Origin of the sequence: Anatilimnocola floriformis (genome assembly GCF_024256385.1) — a bacterium.
In the GTDB taxonomy this organism is placed as follows: domain Bacteria; phylum Planctomycetota; class Planctomycetia; order Pirellulales; family Pirellulaceae; genus Anatilimnocola; species Anatilimnocola floriformis.
In genome coordinates this window covers 1,087,221-1,112,568 of record NZ_JAMLFW010000002.1, presented here as the reverse complement: position 1 = coordinate 1,112,568, position 25,348 = coordinate 1,087,221, and the positions used below count along the sequence as shown (strand labels likewise).

The window sequence follows — 25,348 nt, the reverse complement described above, 5'->3', positions numbered from 1 at the left end:
CACCGGAGCGCAAGGTGCAAATGGCCGACGGCACGGAAGTGAGCTGGCAGGAGATTGCTCGCGGCATGATCGAAGCCCGGCAATCAGGCGGCGCGATGACGTTGCCGCTGCTGTACGACCAGGACGGCAGGAAGCTGGTCGATTACACGCCGCCGCAAAGCATGGGCGGGCACACAGCGATCTTTGATTGGAAGAAGGACCTCGACATCGAAATCTGGAAAGCACTCGAAGTGCCGCCCGAAATCATTCAGGCCGCGAGCACGGGCAGCGGCTACTCGGGCCGCTGGATTCCGTTCGTCATCGCGCTCAGCGCAGTGCAAACGGAGTTCGCCGAGCTGGTGCGCTGTGTCGATCGAGACATCTTGCGACCGATCGCGCAACTCAACTTCGGCGTCGTGCCGCAGTATGAAATCCGGCCGCAACCACTGACGGAAACCTACGGCGAGCGCTTTGGCGGTGTCGCTGCGCCGCCGGCGTAGGCCCGAAAAATCACGCCAGCATTTTCTGCTGGCAGCGGACCTAAGTTGTCCAGGCCGACGCTCTAATTGGCACAGATGTACACTAATGGTTTTGGAAAGGAACTGCCTATGAACAAGGTTGCAAACTCGATGATTTCCTCCCGCGCGCACCTGGCCGAGCCAGCACCAGCTTCGTATTCGGTGCTGCTGCTGCCGCAGTACGAACTGGTTGCTCGTGGTTTGTCGCTGCGCGAGGCGACGGCCTGGGCGCGAACTTACAACGAGGTGATTCACGGCGATCCAGCGCAGGCCGTGCTCGCTGAGGAGTTTCCGCAGCGGAGTTGTGCCGAAGCTGCTTAGAGCCACATCATGATGTAGTACGTGACGAATCGTCACGTACGCACTAGTAGTTCGTGATGGTTTCGCCGTCTGATTTGTGGCCCAGGCGGCGATAGTTCTCTTTATCGATGTTGTACGCGACAAGACGGACCGAACCATCGCAAAGAACTACATTGAAACCGGCGGGATGAGCGCTGCCGAATACGTAGTAAGGACCTTCAGTCGGCGGCACGCGAAAATCGCGGCGCGGAGGATAATAGCTGGCATTGGTTGAACGGCAGTTATCGTTGTCGAAGCCGACATACAAGTTCTCATTGTCGGCCGCGTCCAGACCGTCGGAGTAATGGTTCTGATCCAGAAACTTTTCACCCACCATAAACGTGTTCGAAGTGCCATCGGTCACTTCTGACTGCCGTACCTTGCTGTAATCGTAGAGCAGGCCGGTCCAAATGGTTGGATCCGATCGATCCTCGGGAGGTCCACCTTTCCATTGGTTACCCGTGCCATCGCCAACGTTGGCCGAATAATCGAGCTTCGCGCCAGCGCTCACATTCGGTGCGTTCGTGGGATGGACGCTGATGGGATACGCCTTGGCTGGCCGTCGCGAGGGGCAGTTATAGAACTTGATCGGGATCGTCACGAGTCGCTCAAGCTCGGCTTGTTTCAGCGGGCCTGTCTGCCCCAAGCCAATTTCGCGGGCCGCTTTCTGTTCGATGAAGGGGAGAATGTTGTAGGTCCAGCCACCCGGCTGACCTTCGGCGAAACCCAGGTCAGGATCACCCACATAGTTCCAGCCCCAACCGCCGGTCGGATAATGGCCCATCGTGTCGAAATGGTTATGAAACGCCAGCCCCATCTGCTTGAGATGGTTCTGACATTGCATTCGCCGCGCTGATTCACGAGCGGCTTGCACCGCCGGAAGCAGCAGGGCCACCAAGACGCCGATGATGGCAATGACGACGAGGAGTTCCACGAGAGTGAACGCCCGCGCCGAGCGCTGGGGATGTTGAAGAGGCATAGTTGATCCGATGAATCGGCGCAGCCGCGCTAACGAAGAACAGGAGAGAGGACGAAGCGCTGAATACCCGCTCAGGATAGCGTGAAAGTCAAAGGTCGGCTACGAGAATTTGGTGGTTTTTCTGCGCCGTTGGCTCAGCGGCGCGGGCCAGCGGGTGCCTGGCTCAATGCGATACAATTGCGCACGCTACAATCGCCATCCGGCGGATTTCGCACTTTCACCTTCATCGATTAGCGCCATGCCACGCAAAATTGTCTGTCTCACCGAAGGGCACTCCGAACCACACGCGGGGAAGACCGCGGCCAATGTCATTCGCTACCGCCGCGAAGAAGTTGTCGCGATGCTCGATAGCACCCAGGTCGGCAAAACCAGCCGCGAACTGCTGGCCGTCACCACCGGCGAACCGGTACCGGTCATCGCCAAGCTCGCCGAGGCGCCCGGGGCCAACACGCTGTTGCTGGGTATCGCGCCGCCGGGAGGAAAGATTCCGGCCAGCTGGCGGCCGATCATCCTCGAGGCCATTTCGCGGAAGATGGACATCCTCTCCGGTCTGCATGATTTTCTGAATAACGACGCCGAGTTCAAAGCGGCTGCCGATCAGGCCGGCGTGAAGTTGATCGACGTTCGCAGCAACAGCGAAAAGTCGATCGCGCGGCGGAAAGGACTGCGGCCCGATTGCCTGCGAGTGCATACCGTCGGTCACGATTGCAGCATCGGCAAGATGGTGGTGTCGGTCGAAATCACGAATGCGCTGAAGAAGCGCGGCTGGGACTCGAAGTTTATCGCCACCGGCCAAACCGGCATCATGATCGAAGGGGACGGCTTACCCATCGATTGCATCGTCGCCGACTTCGTTTCCGGAGCCGCCGAAAAGATGGTACTTGAGCATCAGCACCATCAGATCCTGCTGGTTGAAGGGCAGGGGAGCTTGGTCCATCCGTCTTATTCCGGCGTCACGCTCAGCTTGCTGCATGGCTGTGCTCCGCAGGCGTTAATTTTGTGTTACGAGGTGGGCCGCGACACCGTCACCGGCGTGGAAAGCGTGAAGATTCCACCACTTGCGGAAATTAAAAAGATGTTTGAGCTGATGGCGAATATCCATCAGAGATGCGAAGTCATTGGAATAGCGATCAACAGCCGACGAATCGACGCCGCTGCCGCAGCCGCCGAACGAGCCCGCATCAAAGCGGAGTTCGGCTTGCCCGCCTGCGACGTGCTCCGCGACGGCCCCGACGAACTGGTCGACGCGGTGATTGCCTTTCATCAGCGAGGTGGCTGGCAGGGTTAGGAAAATGCAGAACGAAGAACGAAGAACGCAGAATGCAAAATGAAATGCATTTTGAATTTCTAATTCTGCATTCTGCGTTCTACATTCTGAGTTTTGGCCCCTGAGAACATTGCATGCCGATTGCCAAGAACATTCTGCCGCCGACCTGGGACATTCCTGTTGCCATTCGTGAACGATTGGGCGACAAGGTGGGCCGACAGCGCGCGATGGCTGCTGATGGTCACTTGCTGCTCGTGCTGCATCGGCCGCCGAAGGTGAACGACAACGAACGCTTCGGTCGATTCTTTTGGCGCAAGCCCGATGGCTCGTGGATCTCGAATGAGTTGGGACCAGGGGCCGTCTCGATCACCAAGCATCTGGGCGAGTACAGCGATCTCGTCGAAAAGTTTGACCGTCTGGAAGAGAATGCGACGACCGTCGATCAGATGTTCAACATCATCGAAGCGATGAGCCCGCTGCAGCGGAGCACGCGCAACTTGCACGTCGCGCTGCAAGAAGGTCGCACACTGATCTCGGGTGATCGCGATTTGATCAACTTTCGCGACCGCGCGTATGAAATCGAACGCGCCGCGGAACTGCTACTCAATGAAGTGCAGACAGCGCTCGAGTTTGCCCTCGCCAAAAAGACGGAAGAGCAAACCGCCGCTGCCCATCAGATGGCTCTTGCTGCGCACCGCCTCAACTTGCTCGCGGCCTTCTTCTTTCCGATCGTCACGCTCTGCTCGATCTTCGGCGTGTCGCTCAATCACGGCTTGGAACAAGTCATCCCCGCTCCCTACGCCTTCCTCGGCGTGATTGGCATCGGTCTGCTGATGGGTTTAATTCTTTGCAGCATTCTGGCGGCGACGATGTCTCCGCAGCAACCGAAGCGATAGGTTCTCAGCCATCGAGATGACTCGCTAGCATTGGCCGAATCTTTTTACAGAATCTTTTGGTCTGCTCGCCGTTGTGAGTGTTCTGGTTGGTCGCCAGCCCGGCGGATCAACATTCGATCAGCCGCAGATTTTGCCAGGGACGAAAAATCGTTGAAGACCGGCAGGTGAAAACAGCGGCTCAAAATGAGATTGGCCAGGCCAGAGTTGAGACAGCATCGCCAGAAGATGACGTGTGGCGGCACGTCGGGCGGCTTGAGAAAGAAGGCTGCCAAGGGCAGCTGTGGGGCGCGAGAAAGAAGAACTAATCGGATGAGGGAGCGCGACTCGCCGGCAGGCGTCAGTGATCAACAATGCTTAGTAGCGGCTGTGGTAGTTGTCATCCAAGCGTTCGGCAGTGCGATAGGCGGGAGCTGGCGAATACTGATCGTTCGCAAAGGTTCGCACACGCGGCCGAGCCACAGCAGTTTGTTGCTGCGAATAGTTGGTTTGCTGCTGCGGATACGCATTCGGTTGCTGTTGCGAATAGGCGGTTTGTGGCCGCGAAAACGAGGTTTCCCGCTGCGAATACGCAGGCGGCAGTTCGCGCTGCGGCAGTGGTTCGGCTGGGCGATAGTCGCTCGTGCTGAACGAGTTGCGGACGAAATAGCGGTCCGATTCGGCCGACCGCGGCGCGGGAGCTGGCGGCAGCAACGGGCGAGTCGCGAAGCTCTCGCGTTCGCGAACTGCATCATTTTGAAAAGCGTCGTTCTGAAAATAGATAGGGGCTTGAGCCAAGGGAGCAGGCTGCGACATTGACCATTCGACCGGTTGTGGCGGTGGTGGCAACACTTCTGCCTTGTGAGTTGGCCAAAGAACCGCGATTGCAGCGGCAGCAGCACCGAACTCGAGAAACAAACCACCGATAAAGTGAACTGGGTTGGCGGTTTTCATGGTAAGCCTCCTTGCTATCGTGGATGGTTCCAGCGTCCAAACTGGCTGCCAGACCATTATGCAATCAGCGGGCCAAAGGAAATGATCTGCTGCTACCGCGAGCGTGCCAGCACGTTGCCAATCGAGTTACGATAGACAACTCCACTTCACTTTTGCCTTCACAGACCATCGCTCATGCCGCAAGCCAAAGCTCTGCTTCAGAATGGTGATCCTGCTCCCTGGTTGCTGGCGACATCGATCGCCGGAATCCCTTACAAGCTCGATTCGCACGCCGGCCGTTATCTGGTCGTCAGCTTCTTCCGCTCCGCGGGCGACGCGACGAGCCAGCAGTTACTGCGCGGCTTGGCTGCGATCGGTCAGCGCTTTGATTACGACAACGTGGGTTTTGTTGGCGTGAGTGTCGATCCACAGGATCAGGAACAAAACCGCTTGGCTGATCGGGGCAACGGCGTGCGGTTTGTCTACGATCTCGATCGGAGCGCGAGCAAACAGTTCGGCGCCGCGACGCTCGATCCGGTGTCGTCGCCAGAACAACGTGACCTGTATCGCCGGATGACAGTCGTGATCGATGAACGACTGCGCACCGTCGCCACGCTGTTGCTGGAAGACAATCGTGCCGACGAGCATCTAAAACAACTGCAAGCGATCCTCGATCGTCTGCCGCCGCTCCCCGCCGAATCGTTGGCAGCGGTGCAAGCGCCGATTCTGATCGTGCCGCGAGTCTTTGAGCCGGCGCTCTGCCGCGAGCTGATCGCTTACTACGAAACGCAGGGCGGTGAGGTTTCAGGATTCATGAAAGATGTGAACGGCAAGACGGTCGAGATTCACAACCCCGATCACAAGCAGCGGAAGGACTGTGAGATTGCCGACGAAGATCTGCGCAAGCGAGCGATGTTTGCCGTGCACGATCGAGTCGGCCCGGAGATCCAGCGCGCCTTTCAATTTCATGCGACGCGCATCGAACGGCACATCGTCGCTTGTTACGACGCCAATGACGGCGGGCATTTTCGTGCCCATCGCGACAATACGACGAAGGGAACAGCCCACCGCAAGTTCGCCGTCTCGCTCAATCTCAACACGGGCGAGTACGATGGCGGCCGCTTGCGCTTTCCGGAGTTCGGCCGGTTGCAATACGAAGCCCCGGCCGGCGGCGCGGTCGTCTTTTCTTGTTCGCTGCTTCACGAAGCGACGAAAATCACTCGCGGCAAGCGTTACGCCTATCTTCCTTTTCTCTACGACGAAGCGGCTGCCAGAATCCGTCAAGAGAATCAGAAGTTCGTAGCGGACTCATCTTCGTAATCGTGACGGGATGAAACATTTAGTTGACGGCTCGCATCCAGGCATGTTTACTTGAGGCCTGGAGGGCCTACCTATGAATCGCTTTTCCATCGCGCGGCGAGCTTTTACGCTTGTCGAATTGCTGGTCGTCATTGCCATCATCGGCGTACTGGTCGCGTTGCTCTTGCCGGCCGTGCAGGCCGCCCGCGAAGCAGCCCGCCGAACGACTTGCCAGAATCATTCGCGTCAAATCGGCCTGGCCATTCACAATTACAACGACACGCACGTCTGGCTGCCGGCCGGCATGGAAGTGGAACTGTCGATCCATTGCACGGCTGCCGATTGCCGAGGCAATGCGATGTGGACGCGGTTGCTGCCGTATATCGAGCAGCGGAATATCTCCGATCGATACGACGACTCGCTGGGCTACAACGTGGCCAATCATGTGAACGTGCTCGGCGCGGTGCCGATTGCGACCTACACCTGTCCGAGCGATGCCAAATGGCTGACGACAAAGAACCGCCGCAATTTCTTCGGCATTGCAGGTGGCCGGGTGCGCGATAGCCACGGCTGGCGGGGCGATGTTTATCTCGACGGCATCTTCAATATCAATCAGCGCCGCAAACTCGCCGAGATCACCGACGGCACGTCGAACACGATGGCCGTCGGCGAATCGTGTCACGCGCAGTTGTGGGGACTCGGGCCAGGTTATGGCGTGGCGACCCAAGGTGGGCCCGTCGGTTGGATCGTCGGCAGTGCGTGCATCAAACCGAATTGCTTACCCGCCGATCGGTCGTATGGACGCGATATGCGCAACACGCGATTCCCCATCAACGCCATCGTGCCGTTGCTGGCTGACAACGAAAACGACTCGCCGCTGGGAAGTCAGCATCCGGGCGGAGCAAACTTTGTGTTCGCCGACGGCCATGTGAGCTTCCTGCGGACCGGCCTAGAAATGAACATCTATCAAATGCTGGCTGCCTGTCAGGATGGCGAAGTGGTGCCTGGTGGAAATTACTAACATGCCGCGCGGCGTCTTTCTCTTTTTGTTGTCGACGCTGCCAATCCTCATCGGCTGCTCCGACAACAAGCTGGCCAAGGTCAGTGGCACGGTAAGCGTCGGCGGCCAACCCGTCCCCAGCGGCACGATCATGTTTACTCCCAGCGGCGGTCCGGCTGCCGTGGGCGAAATTAAAAACGGCAGCTACACGCTCACGACGAGCAAACCCGGTGACGGCGCCTGGATCGGCAGCCATCGCGTCGTGATCCAAGCCACCAGCATCGGCCCCAGCAGTATCGTCGAACCTAAATCAATCGAAGACGAACTCGCCACGCCGGGCGCCCCCGGCAAGCGACTTGTCCCCGGCAAAGTCACCTGGCTCGTCCCCGAAAAATACTCGCAACTGCACACCACGCCGCTAACCGCGGAAGTCAAACGCGGCAAGAACGACCTGCCATTCGATCTGCCGGCAGATGGAAAGTAAGCCATTGTCGCCGATTTCTCCGAAATCGGTGGGTTGAGGTGACTCATCACGCGCCGAGGAACGACCCCCGCGAAGTTCCGGTTTTGGCGTGTAGAGTTTGAAGTTCGCCTCACCACCAACGCAGTCTCTGCTCTAACCTCCACTCGCCAAAGTGCCGAAAGTCGCGGAGCTCTTTCGGCGGCGCGCGGTTGGTTAACCTCAACCCATCGAGCACGGAGTGATCGACGACGTTGTGATGCAGCGAGCCTCATGTTATTTCGCCATCTCTCGGCGTTTGATAACCAGCACGTTACCGTGCTGTTCGCAGTAGCAGTTCTCCATTTCGAGATGTTGGCCGAGGAGATATCGTCGGGCGCGCGGCGGATTCGGTCGATTAGTGGACAAGCCGCGAAGTGTTGGGTCCGCCGAATCAGGAATTGCCGTAGTATCGATCGTGATACCCGTCGCGCTCACGGGCTCAAACATCTTGGACATACATGCAGCAGGAAACACCCACTCTGCTTGATCGGCAGCGACTTCGCTGAGCCAAGCCTTTTCTTGTAACGAGCCAGCCTCGAAATTTACTTCGCCAATGCGTGTGCGATCTTGCCAGGCGAGCGACTCCGGCGAGATCGGTACGAAATGGAGCGCGCCAAACCGGTAGGCCAGCGTGCAACTGAATGACAGTGCATCTTGCAGGAGGACTTCACCCAGCGGGCACGCCGCGAACTCGGTGTCGGGCGCAACAAAACGGCGGACGCATTGGACAGCAATTTTTCGCCGGCCGATGGAATATTGAAGTTGTAAAAAGTTGCAATACTGCATGCGGATTTCGCTGCGGGTCACGCGGGTCTCGAGCAGGAACCGGCGCAGTTCATCATCCTCCATGTGTTGGTCAAGCCATTGACGCACCGCGGTCGCTATCGGCTGGCCATTCCATTTCACCAATTGGCCGGCGTCGTCGTACTCAGCCGATTGCAACTCTCTGCCAGCAGGCGTGGTCCAAGTTCGTCGGCCTTGCAGCTTGCCGTGATTCCAAACTTCGCGCAGCAGGACATCTGCGCTGTCCTCCGTCCAAGGTCCGTGCTTCTTGCCCCGCAGGCCTTCTCCCTCCATCCGCACGCCGTCGTTCACCCACAAAACGTGACCCTGTACATCGCCCTGGCGATAGTTCAACTCGTGAGTCAGCTCGCCGTTTTTCCAGGTGCGATTGAGCCGCAGTTCTCCCTCATCGTACAGCGTCTCCGAACGCCAATTTTCCTGCGAATCTTTTTGGATCTCCCAACCATGCTTGACCGCTCGTCCAGTCCAACTTCGGTGATAACGACTTGTGATGGGTGGTGAACTACTTACATCCACTTGCTCCCAGGGCCAACGGTAAATCGTGAGGGCGACACCCACGCCGACCATCATCAATAGCAGAGTTCGCAGGCTGAACCGCAGGCGGGGAACGCGAAAGGTGGGAAGAAAGTTGAACATCGCGCGCTACTGAATGTGTTCGTTGCTTCTCTTTGGTGGATCGACATTGTCGCCGATTTCTCCGAAATCGGTGGGTTGAGTTGACTCTGCAGCGCGCCAAGGAACGAGCTCCGCGAAGTTCCGGTTTTGGCGTGCAGAGTTTGAAGTTCGCCTCACCACCAACGCAGTCTCTGCTCTAACCTCCACTCGCCAAAGTGCCGAAAATCGCGGAGCTCTTTCGGCGGCGCGCGGTTGGTTAACCTCAACCCATCGAGCACGGAGTGATCGACGACAATGACGAAAGTGCGACTTTTATTTGCCGATGACGACCGTATCGCCAGAGATGGCCACGTCGGCGCGGCGGGGGCGGGTTAGGTCGTCGAGGCGGTTGTTGAGCTTCGGCGAGGCGTCGACGCGCATCCAGGGGATCAGCACGCGGAACGTGCTGCCGCGGCCCAGTTCGCTTTCGACGTGCACTTCGCCGCCGAGGAGTTTGCACAGTTCCTTGACGATCGACAGGCCCAGGCCCGTGCCGCTGTATTCGCGAGTCAAGTTGTCGGTCCCCAGCACGGCAGCGCCTTGGCGGAATTTTTCGAAGATGATTTCGCGATCGCTCTCGGCGATGCCCACGCCGGTGTCGGAGACATAAAGCTCGATGAAGCCGCGCGAGTTTCCCTTGGCGCCGACGGTGATGCGGCCTCCCTCGGGCGTGAACTTGATGGCGTTCGATAGCAAGTTGGTCAGGATCTGCTGCACCTTGGTTTGATCCTGGAACAGCAGCGGCAGCTCGGGCTCGACCTCGATCGAGAGGTCGATGTTTTTGTCTTCGGTAAGTGCGCGGACCAAGTCGCACTGGCTTTCGACGATCGTATCGATCCGGAATTCGCTCGGCCTGACGTCCATCTTGCCGGCTTCGAGTTTCGAGAGATCGAGAATGTCGTTGATCATCTCCAGCAGCTTTTGGCCGGACTTTTGAATGTTGTGGACGAACCGCTTTTGCCGATCGTCGAGCGCGTCGATGCCGGCGAGCACTTCGGAAAAACCGATGATGCTGTTGAGCGGCGTGCGGAGCTCGTGGCTCATCGTGGCGAGGAATTCGCCCTTCAGGCGGTTGAGCTCATGCAGCTGCATATTGAGCTGCGCGAGCTGATCGACCTTGCCGTCGAGTTCATCGTTGGCCGTTTGCAGTTGGCCTTGGGCTTCGACGAGGTGGCGCAACATTTTGTTGAATGACGCGGCCAGCTCTTGGAATTCGTCGTTGGTATTGATTTCGGCCCGCTGCTCGAGATCGCCGCGGGTGATCGAGTCGCTCACCTCGCGCAAGTGCGCGAGCGGCTTGAGGACGACATAGCGCACCACCATCCACAGCGCGACCATCGAGAGGAACACGGTGAGAATGCCGACGGTCGAGAGAATCGCGCGGATCCAAGAGACCGAAGCCCGCGTTTTGCTGTAAGGCAGGGCCACGCGCGTGACCAGGTACGGCAGCTCTGCCGAGCTCGGTTGCGCTTCCATATCGCTCGCGGCCAGCTCGCCCGTTTTGACGACCTGATACGTGTCTAAATGGCAATGCGAGCAGAGCGCTTGGTCCCAAACCACGGGTTGATAGAAGTAGAACTTGTCCTTGGCTGCATCGACGCGGGTCGCAAACACATCGTCGAGTTTGTCCTCGAGTTGGTTGCGGGCGGCTCGCCGTTCTTCGGGGCTGCTTTGTGGATTCACTGCTGGCTGACCATTGAGCACGCGCGCAAAATCGACTTGCAACTCGCGAATCAGTTTTTGCTCTTCGTCGTTCTCCGGCGACCAGATGCGCGGCTTGCCTTCACGCTGATTGAATCCCGCATGAAGCGAATTCACCCAGGCAGGATCCTTGCCAATGGTGCGGGCTTCGTAAGTCTCCGGCAGAAACTTTTTGCTGACCTCGCTCCGAAACGCTTTGTTCTCGGGCTTGGTGTCCCAGAAATTCCAGTGCTGATCGAGCAGGTAATAGCGGACCCACTCGCGGCCGTTGCGGTGGATGTTGCGCATGACCAGATCTTCGCCGATCCAGTCGACGAGGAAGAACGAAACAAAAATAAGGGCGAACAGGCTCACGCCAAACAACCAGCGCAGCTTCCGCCCTAGATGGGTTTCGCCGAGCACGCGCTTGAGAGATTTGTATCCGCCCATGATCGTCCGCTATTCTGGTCCTGAACGAATCCTTGGCGATTCGCCCGTTGCTTATTTTACGCAGTACTCCCGGTTTGCAGCCAGTGCAATGCAGGCTGGTAATCAGGAGTTGGTTGCCGCAATCCCGCTGAGCTTTCTCTATGAACAAGACAATTGCGATGCGTTTACCTTGGCTTTACTTCGGGCTGCTGTTGGGCTTGCTGGCGCTCCCTGCTTATGGGCAAGAAGCCTCGCCGACGAAGTATCCGCCAGCGGCGGAAGTGAAGGCCTCGTTCCTAAAAATGCTCGATCGGCCACGTGTGGCGATTGACCCGCAGGTGAGCGAATCGAAAACCGATGCGGCGGGGATGCTCGAAGAGAAGCTATCGTTCGCTAGCGAAAAGAAGGCCGATGGCGTGACAGAGCGGGTGCCGCTGCTGCTCGTGCGGCCGAAGTCGGACAAGGCGAAGTTGCCCTGCGTGATCGTGTTGCATGGCACGGGTGGGAATAAGGAAAGTCAGCGGGGGTTTCTGGTTGATCTCGCCAAGCGGGGCATCATCGGCGTGGCCATCGACGCCCGCTATCACGGCGAACGCTCGGGTGGAAAGAAGGGGGCCGAAGCTTACGTCGCTGCCATCGAGCGAGCCTGGCAGACGAAGGCTGGCGAACCGCAAGAGCATCCGTTTTATTACGACACGGCTTGGGATCTGTGGCGAACCGTCGACTATCTCGCTACGCGCGATGATATCGACGCCACCCGCATCGGCATGATCGGTTTCAGCATGGGTGGCATTCAAACGTGGCTGGCCGCGTCGGTCGACGAGCGCATCAAAGTCGCCGTGCCGGCGATCGCAGTGCAGAGCTTTCGCTGGAGCCTCGAACACGACGAATGGCAAGGCCGAGCCAAGACCATCAAAGCGGCGCACGATGCGGCGGCGAAAGATCTGGGCGAAAAGGAAGTCAATCAGCGTGTTTGCCGCGAACTCTGGAACAAAGTCATCCCCGGCATGCTCGCTCAATACGATTGCCCGAGCTTGCTCCGGCTCTTTGCCGATCGCGATTTGCTGATCGTCAACGGCGAAAAAGATCCCAACTGCCCGATCGGCGGCGCGAAGATCGCGTTCGCCTCGGCTGAACAAGCATTCGCTGAAAAGAAACGGAGCGACCATTTAAAAATCATGGTCGCCGAAGGAGTGGGGCACTCGGTGACAGCAGAACAGAGGACGGCGGCGCTCGATTGGTTTGAGAAACGCTTATAAGTTTTTTTGTGAACCTTCACGCGGGCTTTACGCTGTTGCTGTCTTATAAAAAGATTTGCCGCCCACTTCTCCCCTGCATTAAGCTGATGGCACTTTTCAATCGCTGATTGCTGCCCGATTCCGAGGGCGGCGATCATCCTCTTCGGTTGGGATTATTTCCGATGGTAGTGCAGCGTTTCTGCCTCGTTGCTCTGTTGCTGTTGGCGGCTGGTTGCGGCGGCAAACCCAATTTGCCCGCGCCCGTCGCGAATCCGGTTGTCGCGGTTGCACCACCGCCGAAGCCGGTCGAAGACGAAGGCCCGCCGCTGCCGTTGGCGGGGCCGCCAGAACCAATCGCGGTGAAGGCTCTCCAGCCTGTAACGCCGGCGACGAATCAGGCCTTTGCCGAAGAAAAGATCGAGCTCGATCCGCAGGCCAGCTTCGACGATTTATCGGCGCGGTTCGCCACAGCCCGTCAGGAAATGAAGCAACTGCCGATCGGCGAGTTTGAGTTGCAGGAGCTCTACAACGCGGCGATACGAACTCCCTTTCGCGATAAAAAGGCCGTCGAAGAGCGCGTTCCCATTCTGCAAGAATGGGCCACCACCAAACCCGAAGATCCGACGCCGTTGATCATTCTCGCTCGCCTTTACACCACGTGGGGTTGGGAGGCGCGCGGCAACGGCTTTATCAACACCGTTACGGGCGATGGTTACCTGCAGTTCAAGGATCGTCTGGGTGAAGGCTTGAAGTATGCCTTGGCAGCTGAGAAGTTGCAGCCGCAGGATCCGGAACTGTATCGCGCGCTCGTCGATCTGGGCAAAGGTTTGAGTGCGGAGCGCAAGCATATCGATCGCTATGTAGAGACGGGCCGCAAGATCTGCCCGAACTATTTTCCTCTCTACGAATCGACCGTCGAATATCTTTTGCCGCGGTGGCATGGTGCGCCCGGCGATTGCGAAGCCTTTGCCGAGTCGATCTGTGCCGCCGTGGGGGGCGATGATGGCTTGGAGGCGTATGCGCGCATCGCGATGACCACGAATTGTTATGACCGAGACATGCTTTATACGAGCGAATACGATCCCAAGAAAATCGCGGCGGGTTGCGAGATCATGGGAAAGCGGTTTCCGCTCGCGCGAGCGCCCATCAGCTTTGCAGCCGTGGTGGCTTGGATGGCGCAGAACCACGAGCTGGCGCGCAGTTATTATCCGCAACTAAAAGGTCGCAAACCCGAGATTCGTCACTGGAAAACTCAGTGGCGGTTTGAGCAATACACGCACTACTGCGAAGCGCCTCCTTGTCCCGATGTCGCCGATGAAATTCATTGGCCGTTCCGCCAAGGGACCGGCGACATCGCCTACCTCGACGGCGGCGCGACGCTGGTGGTTTCGCCGCAAGCCAAAGAGGAACTGGTCCGTCTGTGGGACCGCCAAAATCTGAAAACCCCGAAAGGGGCCATCCCGCCATTTCCCGACAAGGTGCAGCAGTTGCAAGCCGCCGGTAAGCAGTTGCTGTTGACGGCAATCAACGGCAAGGAAAGCAACACCGTCGCCATTCATCTCGATACGCCCGAGGAGCCTGCGATCTTTAAAGCCACCGCGCAGCATGCCGCTGTCATTCTCAGCCCCGATGGCAACACCGCTGCGACGCGGCGCGAAGCCGACATCGCGCTCTGGGATCCTCGCTCCGGCAATGTCCTGCACGAGATTCCCGCCGCGCCCGATTACACCAAACTGGCTTTTTCGCCCGACAGCAAACGGCTGCTGGTTGCCACGAGCAAAGCCGTGAAACTTTACGACGTGGTCGATGCCAAGGTGGTCGCCGAAATCGAGCCGTCGAAGCGATTGACCGGAATGTATTTGAGTCAGTTCAGCGACTTTTTCGATTCCGACACGATCTTCTTTCGCGGCACCTCGACGGGAGGAAAGACGTCGTTCGCCAAGTGGCTGACCACGGAGCAAAAGGGGGAACCATTCCTGCTGATTCCGTCCAAGCACCATATGTCTGTCAAAACAGTGAGCAAGAACTTCCTGATTCTGGAAGAGACGCGCCACCCGGCTTCGACACTGCTGCACGTTCATCGCCTCCCGGACGGCAAGTACCTGCGGACGATCGACGGTCATTACGGACCGATGACGAAGGTTCTTATCGCTCCCAACGAAAGCGAATTCGCTGTCGCCGAGTTGTTCGGCCCGATCCGTTTTTGGAAGTTGCCGGCAGCGGCAGCCAATTGAGGTAACTCCGTCGCTCGCGTGTCGGCATCGAAACGAACGATTATCTCTGCTCATGAAAAGTATCTGTCATCTGAATTGCCTGCTCGCGCTGCTGTTGCTCGTCGGTTGCGGAGCGAGTAACGACGACCGCCAAGCCGTTGCGCGGGTCCCCGTTCCTACCAATGCGCAAACCGCCAAGGAAGCCGTGCAGCCGGTTGGTACACCGCCGGGAGTACCGGCAACGCAGCGGGCAGCGCGCGAGATGATTACCTCAGCGCCGCTCGACATTGCTCGTGATGCCAGCTTTACCGATTTCTCGCAGCGCTTCGCCAAGGCACGCAAAGAGCAAAAGACTTTGCCCGACGGCAGTGCCGAGCTCGATCGTTTGTATCACCTGGTTGTTTCGCGCGGCTTTCAAGGCGCCGCGAACTCGCAGGAAGTCGATCAGCAGTTGCAGAAATGGTTGCAAGCCGACAACAGCGACCCCGCGCCGCAATTGGCCATTGCCCGCGCGAGCCTCAACCAGGCTTACACCGCGCGCGGCGCAGTCTATGGCGATATTGTTTCGCAGAAGAAGAAGGAACGCTTTGTCTTGCTCTTGACCGATGCCCATCGTCGCGCTGCCGAAGCGCTAGAGCAGGGGATCGAAGATCCGGAAGCCTTTCGGCTGTTCGTGCAATCGGGATTGGAGCTCGAGATGCCGCCGCAGTTGCTCAGGCCCACCATCGAACAGGCGGTCAGGCTGGCTCCCAAGTATTACCCGCTCTACGATCTCTTGGCCAAACTTTCCCAGGAAGGGACCGAGATCGATGGCAAGTTGCCGCAGTTCGCGCGGCTGGCTCGCGAAGCGCTGGCCGATCATCCGGGCGACGAAGGCTTGGAGATTTATACGCGCATCGCCCGGGCCGCGAACCGCGTCGATCGTCGCACGATCCTGCGCAGCGGTTTCGATCTGGCCAAGTTAAACGCCGGTTGCAAGCTGCTGTTGCAACGTTATCCGCAGGCAGCCGATCTGATCGATTTCATCGGCGTGGTGGCTTATCTCACGGAAGACCGCGCGCTGGCTCAGGAAGTTCTTCCGGAGCTGACTGCTCGCAAGCCGAGCATGGATGATTGGGGCGAGGAAGCGCATTGGCGGAACTTTCAAGAGTTCGCCAAGACCACCGCGCCACGCGATCAAGCCGCGCGACTGATTTGGCCGGGACCGGCAGGAGTCAGCGCGATGGTCTTTGTCGATCAGGGGCGGTATGTCGTTACTACCGGCGGCGATCGCAACCAGGATGCGCTCTGCGTTTGGCCGATGGCTGACGAAAATTTCGGCGAACCACATCACGTTCGGATCGACGAACCGATGGGCTGGCAGCTCGACGTCGATCGGCAGGGAGACTGCCTGCTGGTTTACGATGTCGGCCGCCATAGTTTGATCACGCGCATCTTCCGTTTATCGGCCGAGCCGGTTCCCCAAAAATTCAGCAAGGTCGTCTGGTATCGTCCGCGGATCGAGGCCACCACCGTCAATCCGCTGAGCGGCCCTGCCAACTCCCGCCGCGGCTTCTTTGAGATTAGCGAAGACGGCAAGGTTGCCGTCGCTTACTTGGGCGGCGACGTCGAGGTCTTCGATCCGGCGACGGCGAAGAAGCTCAAGTCGTTCAACGTCGGCGACGCCTACAGCTCGATCGAAAGCAAGACGCGTCATCTTTCGCCCGATGGCAAATTGCTGGCCTTGCAAGCGCAAGAACGCATCGAGATTTGGGACTGCGAACAAGGAACGAAGGTGAGCGAGATCTCGGAGAAAATGGTGCGCACGGAATTTCTCATGGGCTTTGGCGGTCTGCTGCCCGATCACAGCGCACTGTTCCGCAGTCGCAAACGAACTTCCGGCACGAGTGATCTGACGCTGAGCGTCTTCGATCTGGAGACCCAAGAAATGCGCAAGCTAGGCCTCCTCGAGCGGCGCGATCAACCGATGGCCATTCTCGGCAATGAACTGGTCGCCTGCGGTCCCGATCGATCGGCCCATCAGCCCGAGATCAATATCTATCGCCTGCGCGACGGCAAAAAGATTCACAGCATCCAGGGTCACGCCGACAAAGCGCTCATCAAAGGCCGCTTCTCCCCCGACGGCAGTTGGCTCGCTACTTGGGATCAGCATGGGCCTGTGCGACTTTGGAAGATCCCCGCCGCTGACGCGCCTTCGCCATAACGCTGCCTGGCCGCGAGACATTTGCGGCGCGCGAAACTTATTCTGCCTAACCGGCCGGGAAGTTGTCCCGATTTGAGGCTCGTCTTCGTCTATTCATTGGAGCGAGGCTAGCCGCTCTTGATGCGAATCGATCCATTCCCCTATCGCAGGAGTTGGCTGTCATGCCGAAGTTCATTTTTATCTATCGTTATCCCGTGGGCGTTTACCAGGCGACCTCGCCGGAAAAAATGCAGGAAGTCATGCAACAATGGCTCCGCTGGATCGCCGCAGGGCAGGCCGCGGGTTGGATGCTCGATGCCGGCAACGAGTTTGATCACGCTGGTGTCGTGGTGGCAGCCGATGGAAAATCTGCCGACGGGCCGTTTGCCGAATGTGGCGAAACGTTGGGAGGTTACTCGATCGTGCAGGCCGAAAATCTGGCAGCCGCAGCGCAGCGAGCCAAGGAATGCCCCGGCTTGTTCGCGGGGGGACGCGTGGAAGTGCGACCGTTGTTCGATGGTGAATACGAAGGCTAAACGGTGCGGTGAACTGCGGGCGACGTCACAACGTCGCCCGCAGCGAGCCAGTTCTGCTCACGCTTTTGCCCGCTTCCTGGCCTTCCTCAACGATCGACCGTTCCATGACTGACAACAGCCACACCGCTTTGATCAGGCCGATGCTCGAGCACTTCTTTCGTCATCAGGCCACGCGACTCATCGCGGTGCTGACGCGTTTCTTCGGCTGGGGACAGCTGCAGCTGGTCGAAGACATGGTGCAGGAATCGCTGCTGGATGCATTTCAATGTTGGCAGCGACATGGCATTCCGGAATGCCCCGAAGCCTGGATGCATCGCATTGCTCGCAACAAGGTTATCGATGCGTTGCGCAGACAAGGAGCGGAATTGAGAGCTGCCGTCAGTCGTGCCGGCGGTGATGCAGCGGCCGATTTGCAATTGGACGAACTCTTCGACGACGCCGTCTTAGCCGACAGCGAGTTGCGGATGATCTTTGCTTGCTGCCATCCGCGACTGGCGGCCGAGAATCGCATCGCCCTGATCTTAAAAATACTGTTTGCCTATTCGCCCGCCGAAGTGGCCGAAGCCATCGGCGCTTCCGAGGCCGCGGTGAAGAAGCGGTTGCAGCGGGCCAAAACGGAACTCATCGACTTCCAAGTGACGCTCGACGCACCCGGTCCCGACGAAGCAGTTCAGCGATTGACGGCTGTGCACGGCGTGTTGCGGGCCTTGGTGCAAGAAGCGAACCGCGGGCATCTTCCCGTACACGTCGCGCTGGCGATGCGCGGCGAAGTACTCCGCCTCGGTCGATTGCTCGCCTCCGATCGTCGCTATGCCACGGCGGAGACTTACTCACTCCTCGCGCAGCTCGTATGAATTCACGACGACGTGTGATCGTGTACGATCACCCAGCCGCGGTCCATTTTCTTCATCACGAGTGTGAAGAGCCCTTCGAGCGTCTCTTTCTTCAGCTCGACTTTGAAGCGACCTTTGACGATGGCGTATTCCGGACTCAGCGTTTGCACTTCCAGTTCGGCAAATGCCAGCTGCCCCATTTCTTTGCCGTCGCTCTGGTAACGCTTTTGATAGCGCTCGAGCGTTTTTGCCCAGCCGAGTTGTTTGTCCTTGCCGGAATAAAAGGTCAACTCCTCGGAGTTCCAATAGCCGGCCATGAAGCCGTCGAGATCGCCTTTGTTCCAAGCAGCGACCTGGTCATTCAACACTTTGCGAACAGCAGTCTCTTCGGCCGACGGCTTGGTTTCGGCGGCCTTGGCAGCCGAGAGCGTCAGGCAAAACAGGCCGAGCATAACGATGAATCGCAGCATCACGAACCTTTCCATCTCTTGAAATCGCGGTTTTGTTGGGCCAATCGCAAGTGCGATGTCCAGCGAGTGTTGCCATCGGCTCGGCTACCTCGCATCGATATTGTAGACTGCCTGCATTCAGCATATCTGGAGAGTCTTATGCGCACTGCTGCCCTAACGTTCGCTGTCTTGACTCTGGCAACCGTGGCGATCGTCTTCACCGCACACGGTGGCGAGCTGCAACGTCTTCCCTACAACAACCCCGGCCTGGTCGTCGATCTGGGCGTGGGTCTCTGGGCCTGGCCGGTTCCTGCCGATGCCGACGGTGATGGCGATCATGATTTGATTGTGGTCTGCCCCGATGTTCCCTCCAACGGCACGTGGTTTTTTGAGAACACGCAGGGGAAAGAGAAGTTTCCGATCTTCAAACCCGCGCGCAAGCTCAGCGAAGGGGCTTTTCAAGTCACGCCGTCGTACGTCGTCGACGCGCAAGGCAAGACGACCGTACGCGTGATGACGCCAGCCGTGGAGTATCCCGATTTTCTCCGCAGCGGTCTCGCGAACCCGCAAAAGCTGAAACTCACGGCCAACGTGCACGGCAGCAAGGTCCGCTTCAATCAATGGCGATATGTCGACTACGACGGCGATGGTGCGCTCGATCTGACGATCGGCATCGAAGACTGGGCCGAGTATGGTTGGGATCGCGCGTTCAACGAAAAAGGCGAGTGGACCCGCGGGCCCTTGCATGGGCAGATCTATCTGCTGCGGAATGCGGGCTCGACGGAGAAGCCGGACTACGAGAAGCCGGTGAAGATCACCGCTGGTGGCCAGACGCTAGATATTTTTGGCTGCCCTTCCCAGAGCTTCGCCGATTTTGATGGCGACGGCGATCTTGATTTGCTCTGCGGCGAATTTCTCGATGGCTTTACTTACTTTCAAAACGTCGGCACGCGCAAGAAACCGGAGTATGCCGCCGGCCAGCGCGTGAAGCGGAACGGCAGTGAGCTAAAGATGGATTTGCAGATGCTGATCGTCGTTCCCTTCGATTGGGATCTCGATGGCGATGCGGATTTGGTCGTCGGTCAGGAGGATGGCCGAGTCGCGCTGATTGAGAACATCAAGCAAGCGAAAGGCGAGCAGCCAGAGTTCGCCGCGCCGCGATTCTTTCAGCAAGAAGCGGACTGTGTGAAGTATGGAGTGCTCTGCACGCCAGTCGGTTTCGATTGGGATGGTGACGGCGACGAAGACATCGTGAGTGGTAACAGCGCGGGCTACATCGGCTGGGTAGAAAATCTCGGCGCGGCGAAAGAGAGCAAGACGCCGAAGTGGGCCGCGCCCCGCAACTTCACCGCCGATGGCGAAGAGATTCGCATTCAAGCCGGTCCGAACGGCAGCATTCAGGGACCTGCCGAAGCGAAGTGGGGTTACACCACGATCAGCGTCGCCGATTGGGATCAAGACGGCTTGCCCGATATCGTGGCCAACAGCATTTGGGGCCGAGTCGTGTGGTGGAAAAACATCGGCACGCGGCGCGAGCCGAGGCTCGGCAAGATGCAAGCGATCGAAGTGGCCTGGCCAGCCGCGACGCCGAAGCCCGAGTGGGTCTGGTGGAATCCGCAGGGGAAAGAAATCGTTACGCAGTGGCGCACGACGCCGCTTGTTTACGATTTCAACGGCGATGGCCTCGTCGATCTCGCCATGATCGATCAGCAAGGTTATCTCGCTCTCTTCCCGCGCAAGAAAGTCGGCGAACGACTGACGCTCGAGCCGCCGCAGCGCGTCTTCTTCGGCGCGAATGGCTCGCAGTGGGAATCGAACGGCAAGCTCGTCAATAAAGAGCCCGGTGAACTCCGCCTCAACAACGGCGAAGCCGGCAAGAGTGGACGGCGAAAACTGTCGGTCACTGACTGGGACCACGATGGCTTGCCCGATCTACTGCTGAATGGCAAGAACGCGACGTTCTTCAAATGCGTAAAGTCCGCGCCTGGCCGCATCGAGTTTCAGGAAATCGGCGACCTCGCCGAGCGAGAACTCGCGGGGCACGACACCAGCCCCACGACAATCGGCTGGCAAGCGTATGCGGCGCGGAATCTGTTGATCGGCGCCGAGGATGGTTTCCTCTATTACGCCGAACGCGAGTAGCAGCGCCCCATGGAGCAAAACCCCTACGAGTCGCCGCTGCCGGACGAGCCCTTGCCGGTTGACCCACGGCCCCGGCAAAGGTCAGCTCGAAGTCTCTTGCGGTGGTTCCCCGTGCTGGTCCTCGGCGTGATTCTTGTCGGGCTGTTGCATGGCTTGTATGTGGAGCTGTTCGTAGTCTCAACTCCTTGGCGCGCTATCCAGAATCACGCCGCTGAGCTCGTGACGCTCCTTTTAATGGCAATCACGTGTGCAGCAGGTATCTACGCCCTGGTGCGTTACAAGGTGGATGAATGAGAGCTCCGGCGTTTAATCCGCCGTCGACGTGAGCAGCTCTTCCGAGATCGCATCGATCTGCGGAGCTTCGATGGTGGTAGCTTCTTCGGCAAAGCCGACGAGCAGGGCCAGATCGCAGAGGCGGTTGATTCGCCGCGGCACGCCCAGAGAATGTTGATGAACGGCTTCCAGCGCGGCATCGCTGAAGAGAGGCCGAGTAGCGCCAGCGGCTTGCAGACGATGTTGCACGTAGGCGAGTGTTTCCGTTTGCGTCAGCCGGCGCAATAGGCACTTCACAGCGATCCGTTCTTCGAGGGCTGGCAAGCGTTCGACGGCAACGAGCAAACCCGTTTGACCGAGCAGCACGAGCGTCGCGACGGGCAAGCCTTCGCATTGCAGGTTGAGGAGCAAGCGAACGGTTTCGAGGCCGCCGTTATGCGCGAGGAGATGCGCTTCATCGATGAGAATCAGCGCGTGTTTGCCGGCGCGGGCGTTGTCGCCGAGTGTGGTTTCGAGTTGTCGCAGGTTTTGTTCCGGAGTGCTGAGGCGCGGCGCGTGCGGATTCAGCTGCGCGGCGAGATAACTGAGGAGTTGGTCGCCGGGCAATTGTGGATAGACGATGCTCAGTCGCGGCGCGAGAGCGTCGCTGCACTTGCGCAGTAGATGTTGCACAAGCGCGGTCTTGCCGACGCCGGCCGGTCCGGCGAGGAGCGCAGCCGGCTGACGCATTTCGACGGCGTAGCGCAGTTTGAGGAGCGCGCCCTGCTGACTCTCGCCCGGATAGTAGAAGCGCGCGTCGGCCGAATGATCGAACGGCCGGGCTGCGAGTTGCCAATACGCTTCGTACATGGTGACGGAATCCGGAGCTAATCAGTGATGACTACAGGAAAGCGAGTTCGGGTTGCGTGACAAAGTTTTCGGCGATGCCGACGGCTTCGATGCCTGCGTCGTACAGTCGATCGCCAGCCGAGCGGCTTTCGTTGACGAGCGAGTAACGGACGTCGCGAACGACCACGGCAGCATCGAGCGGGCAGTTCTCACCGACCGGAAAGAGCGGCTCATTGCTCGTGCCGAGCGGACCCATGTCGACAATCACCAGGTCGAACGTCGCCGCCGTGGCCCGCAGCGTGGCAGTCACGCGGGGATCGGCGAGCGAGAGCTTCGAGGTTGAGGTCGAAACTTCGAGCGGCAGCACCGTCAGGCGATCGGCGAGCGATTTCACGGCGGCTTCGCTGAGTGGAATCTTGCCGGTCGCGGCTTCCTGCCAGCCGTAAGCGGTTTCGAGGCCGAGCATCGTGGCCAACTGCGGACGAGCAAAGTCGGCATCGACGAGGGCGACGTGAATGCCGGCCTGCGCGGCAGCGCGAGCGAGACAGAGCGCGAGTGTCGTGCGACCTTCGCCGCGCCGGCTGCCCGTGATGCCGAGAACCTTGAGGCCGCCGCGGACCACGCTCAGCAATTTGTTGCTGGCCGTGGCGAAGTAGCCCTGCGGATCCTTCATCAGCTTGTCGCACAACGGCGGCCAGGTGAGGCGATCGACTTCCCACAGCGGCACGTAAGGCCGCTTCGGCACGGTCGGCGCCTCGGCGGGCTTTTCAGCCACTGGTTCGGGCTTCACTTCAGCAACCGGTTCTTCGCTGACAATCTCTGCGGCGAATTCGTCGGCGATTTCTTCAACCGGTTCAGCAACCTTGGTGTGCGGGCCGCGAATCGGCGCGTGAGCCGAGTCGATGCGGAACTTCTTTTTTGCTTTGGTTTCGACAACCGGCTCGATGATCTCTTCGACGATCGATTCGGCTTCTACTTCGTTGAAGACTTCTTCGACTGGTGTTTCGATCACCACCGAGGCTTTGAACTTCGCTTCAATGCTCTGCTGAATAGCGGCTTCGATTTTTGCTTCCGGCTTGGCAACTTCAGCCGCAGCCGACCAACCATTAGCGATATTTTCGTGGCAGATGACCGATGGCGCGACGGGCTGAGCGAGCCAGGTTTCGGCATCGGCCAGTTCGACGAGCGACGACTGCATGATGATCGCGTTCATCGACCAGAGTTCGGCCAACGCTTGCGGCGGGCACTCGAGCTCGATCTCGGCAGCGATCTCTTCCTCAACGACGTTTTGTTCGGCAGGGACGACCGGCGTGGGTGGCGGTGCGGGAAGTTCGGGTTCGACGTAGACGATTTCCGGCGGCAGTTCGCTGAGGGGCGTGCCCTTGAAATCGAGGCGGGCGAGTTGCCGCGCGATTTCGAGCATGCTCTGCGACCACTGACGGCGCGGCGGCAGCGTGTGCGGATGGGGTTCGACAGCGGGCTGCGGCGGCGGTGCTACGTCTTCGATGGTCGAATCGAAGCGACCGGCGCGGCGCTGCAAGCGGCGCGGAACCTTCGGTTCGGCCGTCACATGTGCGGCGGGAACCGGATTGGCGGCCGCGGAGTCGACGCGATAGAACGTCCCCGCGTCGTACTGCTCGTCGAACAGCGACGGATCGCGCGCTGGCGCTGCGGTCCGTTCCGTTGTCGTAGAACTACGAGCAGCGGATCGCGACGGCGGGGCCGATGGCGCGTAGGCAGATTGGGATGGAGTCTGCATCTGCGGTTCTTTCGCGAAGGCTTTAATAAAGGCCTGATCCAGTGCGCTCATAGCGATTACCGCCGGGGGCTGAGGTGAACGATGCAGGAGAAAAACTGCGAGGAACGCGGCCCGTCGATCCACCTTGGCCCGAGCCGGGTGCAGTGGTCGGCGTGGCAGGTGGAGCCGGAGGCAAGAGAGGAGCGTCGCGGAGATTCGTTTCAGGATAAGTCGGTGCGTTGAGCGTGGGCGCCGATGGCGGAGCAGTGTTGGCAGCCGGTGCGTTGTAGGTCGGCGGATTGAAGCTAGGTGCAGCGGTTGGCGGCGCGGCGTGCGCGGGAGCCGTCGGTTGCACTGCATCGGGCCGAGTGGCGACGCGCGATTCGTTTTGCCAGGGGAACAGCGGCTCACTCGTCGGCGGAGTGGTCGATTGACCGGCGTTGGGCACGACGGGCGAATGGAGCTCGGCAGTGCTGGTCGGTGGAGCAGCTGGTTCGACGGGTGTGGCCGGCGAAGGAGTGGTGTCTTGCGGATGGCTGGGCGCTTCGACAAGTCGCGGCGCGGTGTTGGCCGCTTCGACGGGCTTGACCGGAGTGTGGTCGTGTTTGTCGTGGCTGTGTTCGCCAGGAATTTCGACGGCCAGGTTCGGCGTGTCGATGGTCGGCGGCGGCAGCGCCGCGCCACGATTGCGACGAGCCAGATAAATCGTGCCGAGGAGGGCGAGCACAAAGCAGATGGCAATCACCTTGCCGTGCGACTGCAGCCAATCGCCATCCTTTTTCCCTTCGACCTTGGCCTGGCGAGCTTCGGCCCGTTGGCGACGGAGCGAAGCGGGCGACGGCTTTTCGGTGGTTGGCGTGGCAGCGGCGGTTGTGTCGGCAGCTGGCTTGGCGGTTTTGGCGTCGGGTTTGAGTTCGACTTTGACTTCAGGTTTGGCGGCTGCTTTAGTTTCGACTTTGGCTTCGGCCTTCGCTTCGATTTTTACTTCGGCCTTGGCTTCGCTGGTTTCGGTCGCGGCCTTTACTGCCGATTCGATGGCAGCAGGCAAGCCGCTACTGACGGCCGGCGTGGCTGGCTTGTCGGCAAGTTTTTCGGCTGGTTTCTTTTCCGCGACTGGCGACTCGGGAGCGAGCGTGGCGCTGGCGGCCGGCTTGGCTTCTTCCTTGTGAGCCGCAGCGCCGATGGCGAGGGCGGCGGTCGAGAGTCCCGAGGGAATCTCGAACATGCTCGACGGAGCCTTGGGCCAGGAGTCGAGCACCGACGAAGCGAGCGGAAACGGATCGGCTTTGGGAAGCTCGATCGGCGCGGCGACGACCGGCGGCAAGTTGCTCGTGTGCAGTTTCGGTGCTGGCGGCGCGATCGCAGTCGGAAGGCTGGTGGCGAACGCTTGCGTGTTCGCGGAGGCCTGCATGCTGGCAGCGGCAGCGCGAGTGGCATCGGCCAGCTGAAACAGCAGCGGCATCTCGCGAGTGCGCTGCTGATCGGCGGCCGCAGCGGCGTTGCGAACGGGCCAGTGACCGGTCTGGTTTTCGGTAGCGTTGTTCATGATTGGGGGGAGTCCTTTCCCCGTCTGCTGGCTGCCCGCCGAGCAGAACATTGCCGCGCGGCTGAGCGCGCGAAGGGATGTTGTCGCTTTCCCTTTATCGGAATCGAATTTAACG

Annotated in this window: 21 protein-coding genes; 13 read left to right on the top strand and 8 right to left on the bottom strand. The window is 59.3% G+C overall.

The genetic code is table 11. The features are described 5' to 3' along the window. Nucleotides 1-20 precede the first annotated feature (20 nt). Nucleotides 21-479 (top strand): hypothetical protein, encoded by a 459-nt coding sequence (locus M9Q49_RS28970; protein ID WP_254512791.1) that lies wholly within the window; start codon nucleotides 21-23, stop codon nucleotides 477-479. Nucleotides 480-587: 108 nt separating this feature from the next. Beyond that, nucleotides 588-818: a hypothetical protein gene (locus M9Q49_RS28965; protein ID WP_254512790.1), complete on the top strand. Its 231-nt coding sequence runs from the start codon at nucleotides 588-590 to the stop codon at nucleotides 816-818. Between the two features lie 43 nt (nucleotides 819-861). On the opposite strand, the gene M9Q49_RS28960 is transcribed toward M9Q49_RS28965, so the two are convergent. Then, a complete protein-coding gene (locus M9Q49_RS28960; RefSeq protein WP_254512789.1) occupies nucleotides 862-1,815 on the bottom strand; it encodes a DUF1559 domain-containing protein in 954 nt (317 codons plus the stop codon). Between the two features lie 238 nt (nucleotides 1,816-2,053). Here M9Q49_RS28960 and M9Q49_RS28955 point away from each other — a divergent pair, with 238 nt between their 5' ends. After that, nucleotides 2,054-3,103 carry a DUF1611 domain-containing protein gene (locus M9Q49_RS28955; protein WP_254512788.1) on the top strand — a complete coding sequence of 350 codons (1,050 nt, stop codon included), beginning with the start codon at nucleotides 2,054-2,056 and terminating at the stop codon, nucleotides 3,101-3,103. Nucleotides 3,104-3,216: 113 nt separating this feature from the next. Beyond that, nucleotides 3,217-3,978 carry a hypothetical protein gene (locus M9Q49_RS28950; RefSeq protein WP_254512787.1) on the top strand — a complete coding sequence of 254 codons (762 nt, stop codon included), beginning with the start codon at nucleotides 3,217-3,219 and terminating at the stop codon, nucleotides 3,976-3,978. A gap of 354 nt (nucleotides 3,979-4,332) precedes the next feature. Here the strand turns inward: M9Q49_RS28950 and M9Q49_RS28945 are convergent, their stop codons facing one another. Next, nucleotides 4,333-4,908, bottom strand: a complete 576-nt coding sequence (locus M9Q49_RS28945; RefSeq protein WP_254512786.1) for a hypothetical protein — start codon at nucleotides 4,906-4,908, stop codon at nucleotides 4,333-4,335. Nucleotides 4,909-5,082: 174 nt separating this feature from the next. Between M9Q49_RS28945 and M9Q49_RS28940 the strand changes: the two genes are divergently transcribed. The 3 genes from M9Q49_RS28940 (at nucleotide 5,083) to M9Q49_RS28925 (ending at nucleotide 7,670) form a co-directional block, all read left to right on the top strand. After that, entirely contained in the window at nucleotides 5,083-6,207 is a 1,125-nt protein-coding gene (locus M9Q49_RS28940; protein WP_254512785.1) for a 2OG-Fe(II) oxygenase, read from the top strand. 73 nt (nucleotides 6,208-6,280) lie between these two features. Then, nucleotides 6,281-7,207: a DUF1559 domain-containing protein gene (locus M9Q49_RS28930; protein ID WP_261365331.1), complete on the top strand. Its 927-nt coding sequence runs from the start codon at nucleotides 6,281-6,283 to the stop codon at nucleotides 7,205-7,207. 1 nt (nucleotide 7,208) lies between these two features. Next, a complete protein-coding gene (locus M9Q49_RS28925; RefSeq protein ID WP_254512784.1) occupies nucleotides 7,209-7,670 on the top strand; it encodes a hypothetical protein in 462 nt (153 codons plus the stop codon). 252 nt (nucleotides 7,671-7,922) lie between these two features. Here the strand turns inward: M9Q49_RS28925 and M9Q49_RS28920 are convergent, their stop codons facing one another. Then, entirely contained in the window at nucleotides 7,923-9,128 is a 1,206-nt protein-coding gene (locus M9Q49_RS28920; RefSeq protein WP_254512783.1) for a hypothetical protein, read from the bottom strand. Nucleotides 9,129-9,419: 291 nt separating this feature from the next. Next, on the bottom strand, nucleotides 9,420-11,276 hold the full coding sequence (locus M9Q49_RS28915) for a sensor histidine kinase (RefSeq protein ID WP_254512782.1): 1,857 nt from the start codon (nucleotides 11,274-11,276) through the stop codon (nucleotides 9,420-9,422). Nucleotides 11,277-11,434: 158 nt separating this feature from the next. Between M9Q49_RS28915 and M9Q49_RS28910 the strand changes: the two genes are divergently transcribed. The 5 genes from M9Q49_RS28910 to M9Q49_RS28890 all read left to right on the top strand — a co-directional run bounded on the left by M9Q49_RS28910 (nucleotide 11,435) and on the right by M9Q49_RS28890 (nucleotide 18,278). Then, entirely contained in the window at nucleotides 11,435-12,514 is a 1,080-nt protein-coding gene (locus tag M9Q49_RS28910) for an alpha/beta hydrolase family protein (RefSeq protein WP_254512781.1), read from the top strand. A 161-nt stretch (nucleotides 12,515-12,675) separates the two neighbouring features. Beyond that, nucleotides 12,676-14,727, top strand: coding sequence for a WD40 repeat domain-containing protein (locus M9Q49_RS28905; RefSeq protein WP_254512780.1), 2,052 nt, complete (start codon nucleotides 12,676-12,678; stop codon nucleotides 14,725-14,727). A 52-nt stretch (nucleotides 14,728-14,779) separates the two neighbouring features. Beyond that, nucleotides 14,780-16,909 (top strand): hypothetical protein, encoded by a 2,130-nt coding sequence (locus M9Q49_RS28900; protein WP_254512779.1) that lies wholly within the window; start codon nucleotides 14,780-14,782, stop codon nucleotides 16,907-16,909. Nucleotides 16,910-17,070: 161 nt separating this feature from the next. Then, entirely contained in the window at nucleotides 17,071-17,424 is a 354-nt protein-coding gene (locus tag M9Q49_RS28895) for a YciI family protein (RefSeq protein WP_254512778.1), read from the top strand. A gap of 104 nt (nucleotides 17,425-17,528) precedes the next feature. Next, entirely contained in the window at nucleotides 17,529-18,278 is a 750-nt protein-coding gene (locus M9Q49_RS28890) for a sigma-70 family RNA polymerase sigma factor (RefSeq protein WP_254512777.1), read from the top strand. A 2-nt stretch (nucleotides 18,279-18,280) separates the two neighbouring features. Here M9Q49_RS28890 and M9Q49_RS28885 read toward each other — a convergent pair whose 3' ends face one another. Continuing rightward, a complete protein-coding gene (locus M9Q49_RS28885; RefSeq protein ID WP_254512776.1) occupies nucleotides 18,281-18,727 on the bottom strand; it encodes a YybH family protein in 447 nt (148 codons plus the stop codon). Between the two features lie 138 nt (nucleotides 18,728-18,865). Between M9Q49_RS28885 and M9Q49_RS28880 the strand changes: the two genes are divergently transcribed. Beyond that, nucleotides 18,866-20,848 carry an FG-GAP repeat domain-containing protein gene (locus tag M9Q49_RS28880; RefSeq protein WP_254512775.1) on the top strand — a complete coding sequence of 661 codons (1,983 nt, stop codon included), beginning with the start codon at nucleotides 18,866-18,868 and terminating at the stop codon, nucleotides 20,846-20,848. Between the two features lie 306 nt (nucleotides 20,849-21,154). Here M9Q49_RS28880 and M9Q49_RS28875 read toward each other — a convergent pair whose 3' ends face one another. From M9Q49_RS28875 to M9Q49_RS28865, 3 genes are read right to left on the bottom strand one after another with little or no spacing between them, the layout of a single operon-like run. After that, complete coding sequence (locus tag M9Q49_RS28875; RefSeq protein WP_254512774.1) at nucleotides 21,155-21,970, bottom strand: ExeA family protein; 816 nt, start codon at nucleotides 21,968-21,970, stop codon at nucleotides 21,155-21,157. Nucleotides 21,971-22,001: 31 nt separating this feature from the next. After that, nucleotides 22,002-23,708 carry a tyrosine-protein kinase family protein gene (locus M9Q49_RS28870; RefSeq protein WP_254512773.1) on the bottom strand — a complete coding sequence of 569 codons (1,707 nt, stop codon included), beginning with the start codon at nucleotides 23,706-23,708 and terminating at the stop codon, nucleotides 22,002-22,004. Between the two features lie 22 nt (nucleotides 23,709-23,730). After that, the gene (locus M9Q49_RS28865; protein WP_254512772.1) at nucleotides 23,731-25,233 is read right to left on the bottom strand and encodes a hypothetical protein; all 1,503 of its coding nucleotides are present in this window, start codon (nucleotides 25,231-25,233) and stop codon (nucleotides 23,731-23,733) included. Between the last annotated feature and the right edge of the window lie 115 nt (nucleotides 25,234-25,348).

What these genes read in the sequence shown, in the direction of transcription:
- M9Q49_RS28970 (WP_254512791.1), top strand. Translation starts at nt 21, where the DNA reads ATGGCCGACGGCACGGAAGTGAGCTGGCAGGAGATTGCTCGCGGCATG.
- M9Q49_RS28965 (WP_254512790.1), top strand. Translation starts at nt 588, where the DNA reads ATGAACAAGGTTGCAAACTCGATGATTTCCTCCCGCGCGCACCTGGCC.
- M9Q49_RS28960 (WP_254512789.1), bottom strand. Translation starts at nt 1,815, where the DNA reads ATGCCTCTTCAACATCCCCAGCGCTCGGCGCGGGCGTTCACTCTCGTG.
- M9Q49_RS28955 (WP_254512788.1), top strand. Translation starts at nt 2,054, where the DNA reads ATGCCACGCAAAATTGTCTGTCTCACCGAAGGGCACTCCGAACCACAC.
- M9Q49_RS28950 (WP_254512787.1), top strand. Translation starts at nt 3,217, where the DNA reads ATGCCGATTGCCAAGAACATTCTGCCGCCGACCTGGGACATTCCTGTT.
- M9Q49_RS28945 (WP_254512786.1), bottom strand. Translation starts at nt 4,908, where the DNA reads ATGAAAACCGCCAACCCAGTTCACTTTATCGGTGGTTTGTTTCTCGAG.
- M9Q49_RS28940 (WP_254512785.1), top strand. Translation starts at nt 5,083, where the DNA reads ATGCCGCAAGCCAAAGCTCTGCTTCAGAATGGTGATCCTGCTCCCTGG.
- M9Q49_RS28930 (WP_261365331.1), top strand. Translation starts at nt 6,281, where the DNA reads ATGAATCGCTTTTCCATCGCGCGGCGAGCTTTTACGCTTGTCGAATTG.
- M9Q49_RS28925 (WP_254512784.1), top strand. Translation starts at nt 7,209, where the DNA reads ATGCCGCGCGGCGTCTTTCTCTTTTTGTTGTCGACGCTGCCAATCCTC.
- M9Q49_RS28920 (WP_254512783.1), bottom strand. Translation starts at nt 9,128, where the DNA reads ATGTTCAACTTTCTTCCCACCTTTCGCGTTCCCCGCCTGCGGTTCAGC.
- M9Q49_RS28915 (WP_254512782.1), bottom strand. Translation starts at nt 11,276, where the DNA reads ATGGGCGGATACAAATCTCTCAAGCGCGTGCTCGGCGAAACCCATCTA.
- M9Q49_RS28910 (WP_254512781.1), top strand. Translation starts at nt 11,435, where the DNA reads ATGCGTTTACCTTGGCTTTACTTCGGGCTGCTGTTGGGCTTGCTGGCG.
- M9Q49_RS28905 (WP_254512780.1), top strand. Translation starts at nt 12,676, where the DNA reads ATGGTAGTGCAGCGTTTCTGCCTCGTTGCTCTGTTGCTGTTGGCGGCT.
- M9Q49_RS28900 (WP_254512779.1), top strand. Translation starts at nt 14,780, where the DNA reads ATGAAAAGTATCTGTCATCTGAATTGCCTGCTCGCGCTGCTGTTGCTC.
- M9Q49_RS28895 (WP_254512778.1), top strand. Translation starts at nt 17,071, where the DNA reads ATGCCGAAGTTCATTTTTATCTATCGTTATCCCGTGGGCGTTTACCAG.
- M9Q49_RS28890 (WP_254512777.1), top strand. Translation starts at nt 17,529, where the DNA reads ATGACTGACAACAGCCACACCGCTTTGATCAGGCCGATGCTCGAGCAC.
- M9Q49_RS28885 (WP_254512776.1), bottom strand. Translation starts at nt 18,727, where the DNA reads ATGCTGCGATTCATCGTTATGCTCGGCCTGTTTTGCCTGACGCTCTCG.
- M9Q49_RS28880 (WP_254512775.1), top strand. Translation starts at nt 18,866, where the DNA reads ATGCGCACTGCTGCCCTAACGTTCGCTGTCTTGACTCTGGCAACCGTG.
- M9Q49_RS28875 (WP_254512774.1), bottom strand. Translation starts at nt 21,970, where the DNA reads ATGTACGAAGCGTATTGGCAACTCGCAGCCCGGCCGTTCGATCATTCG.
- M9Q49_RS28870 (WP_254512773.1), bottom strand. Translation starts at nt 23,708, where the DNA reads ATGCAGACTCCATCCCAATCTGCCTACGCGCCATCGGCCCCGCCGTCG.
- M9Q49_RS28865 (WP_254512772.1), bottom strand. Translation starts at nt 25,233, where the DNA reads ATGAACAACGCTACCGAAAACCAGACCGGTCACTGGCCCGTTCGCAAC.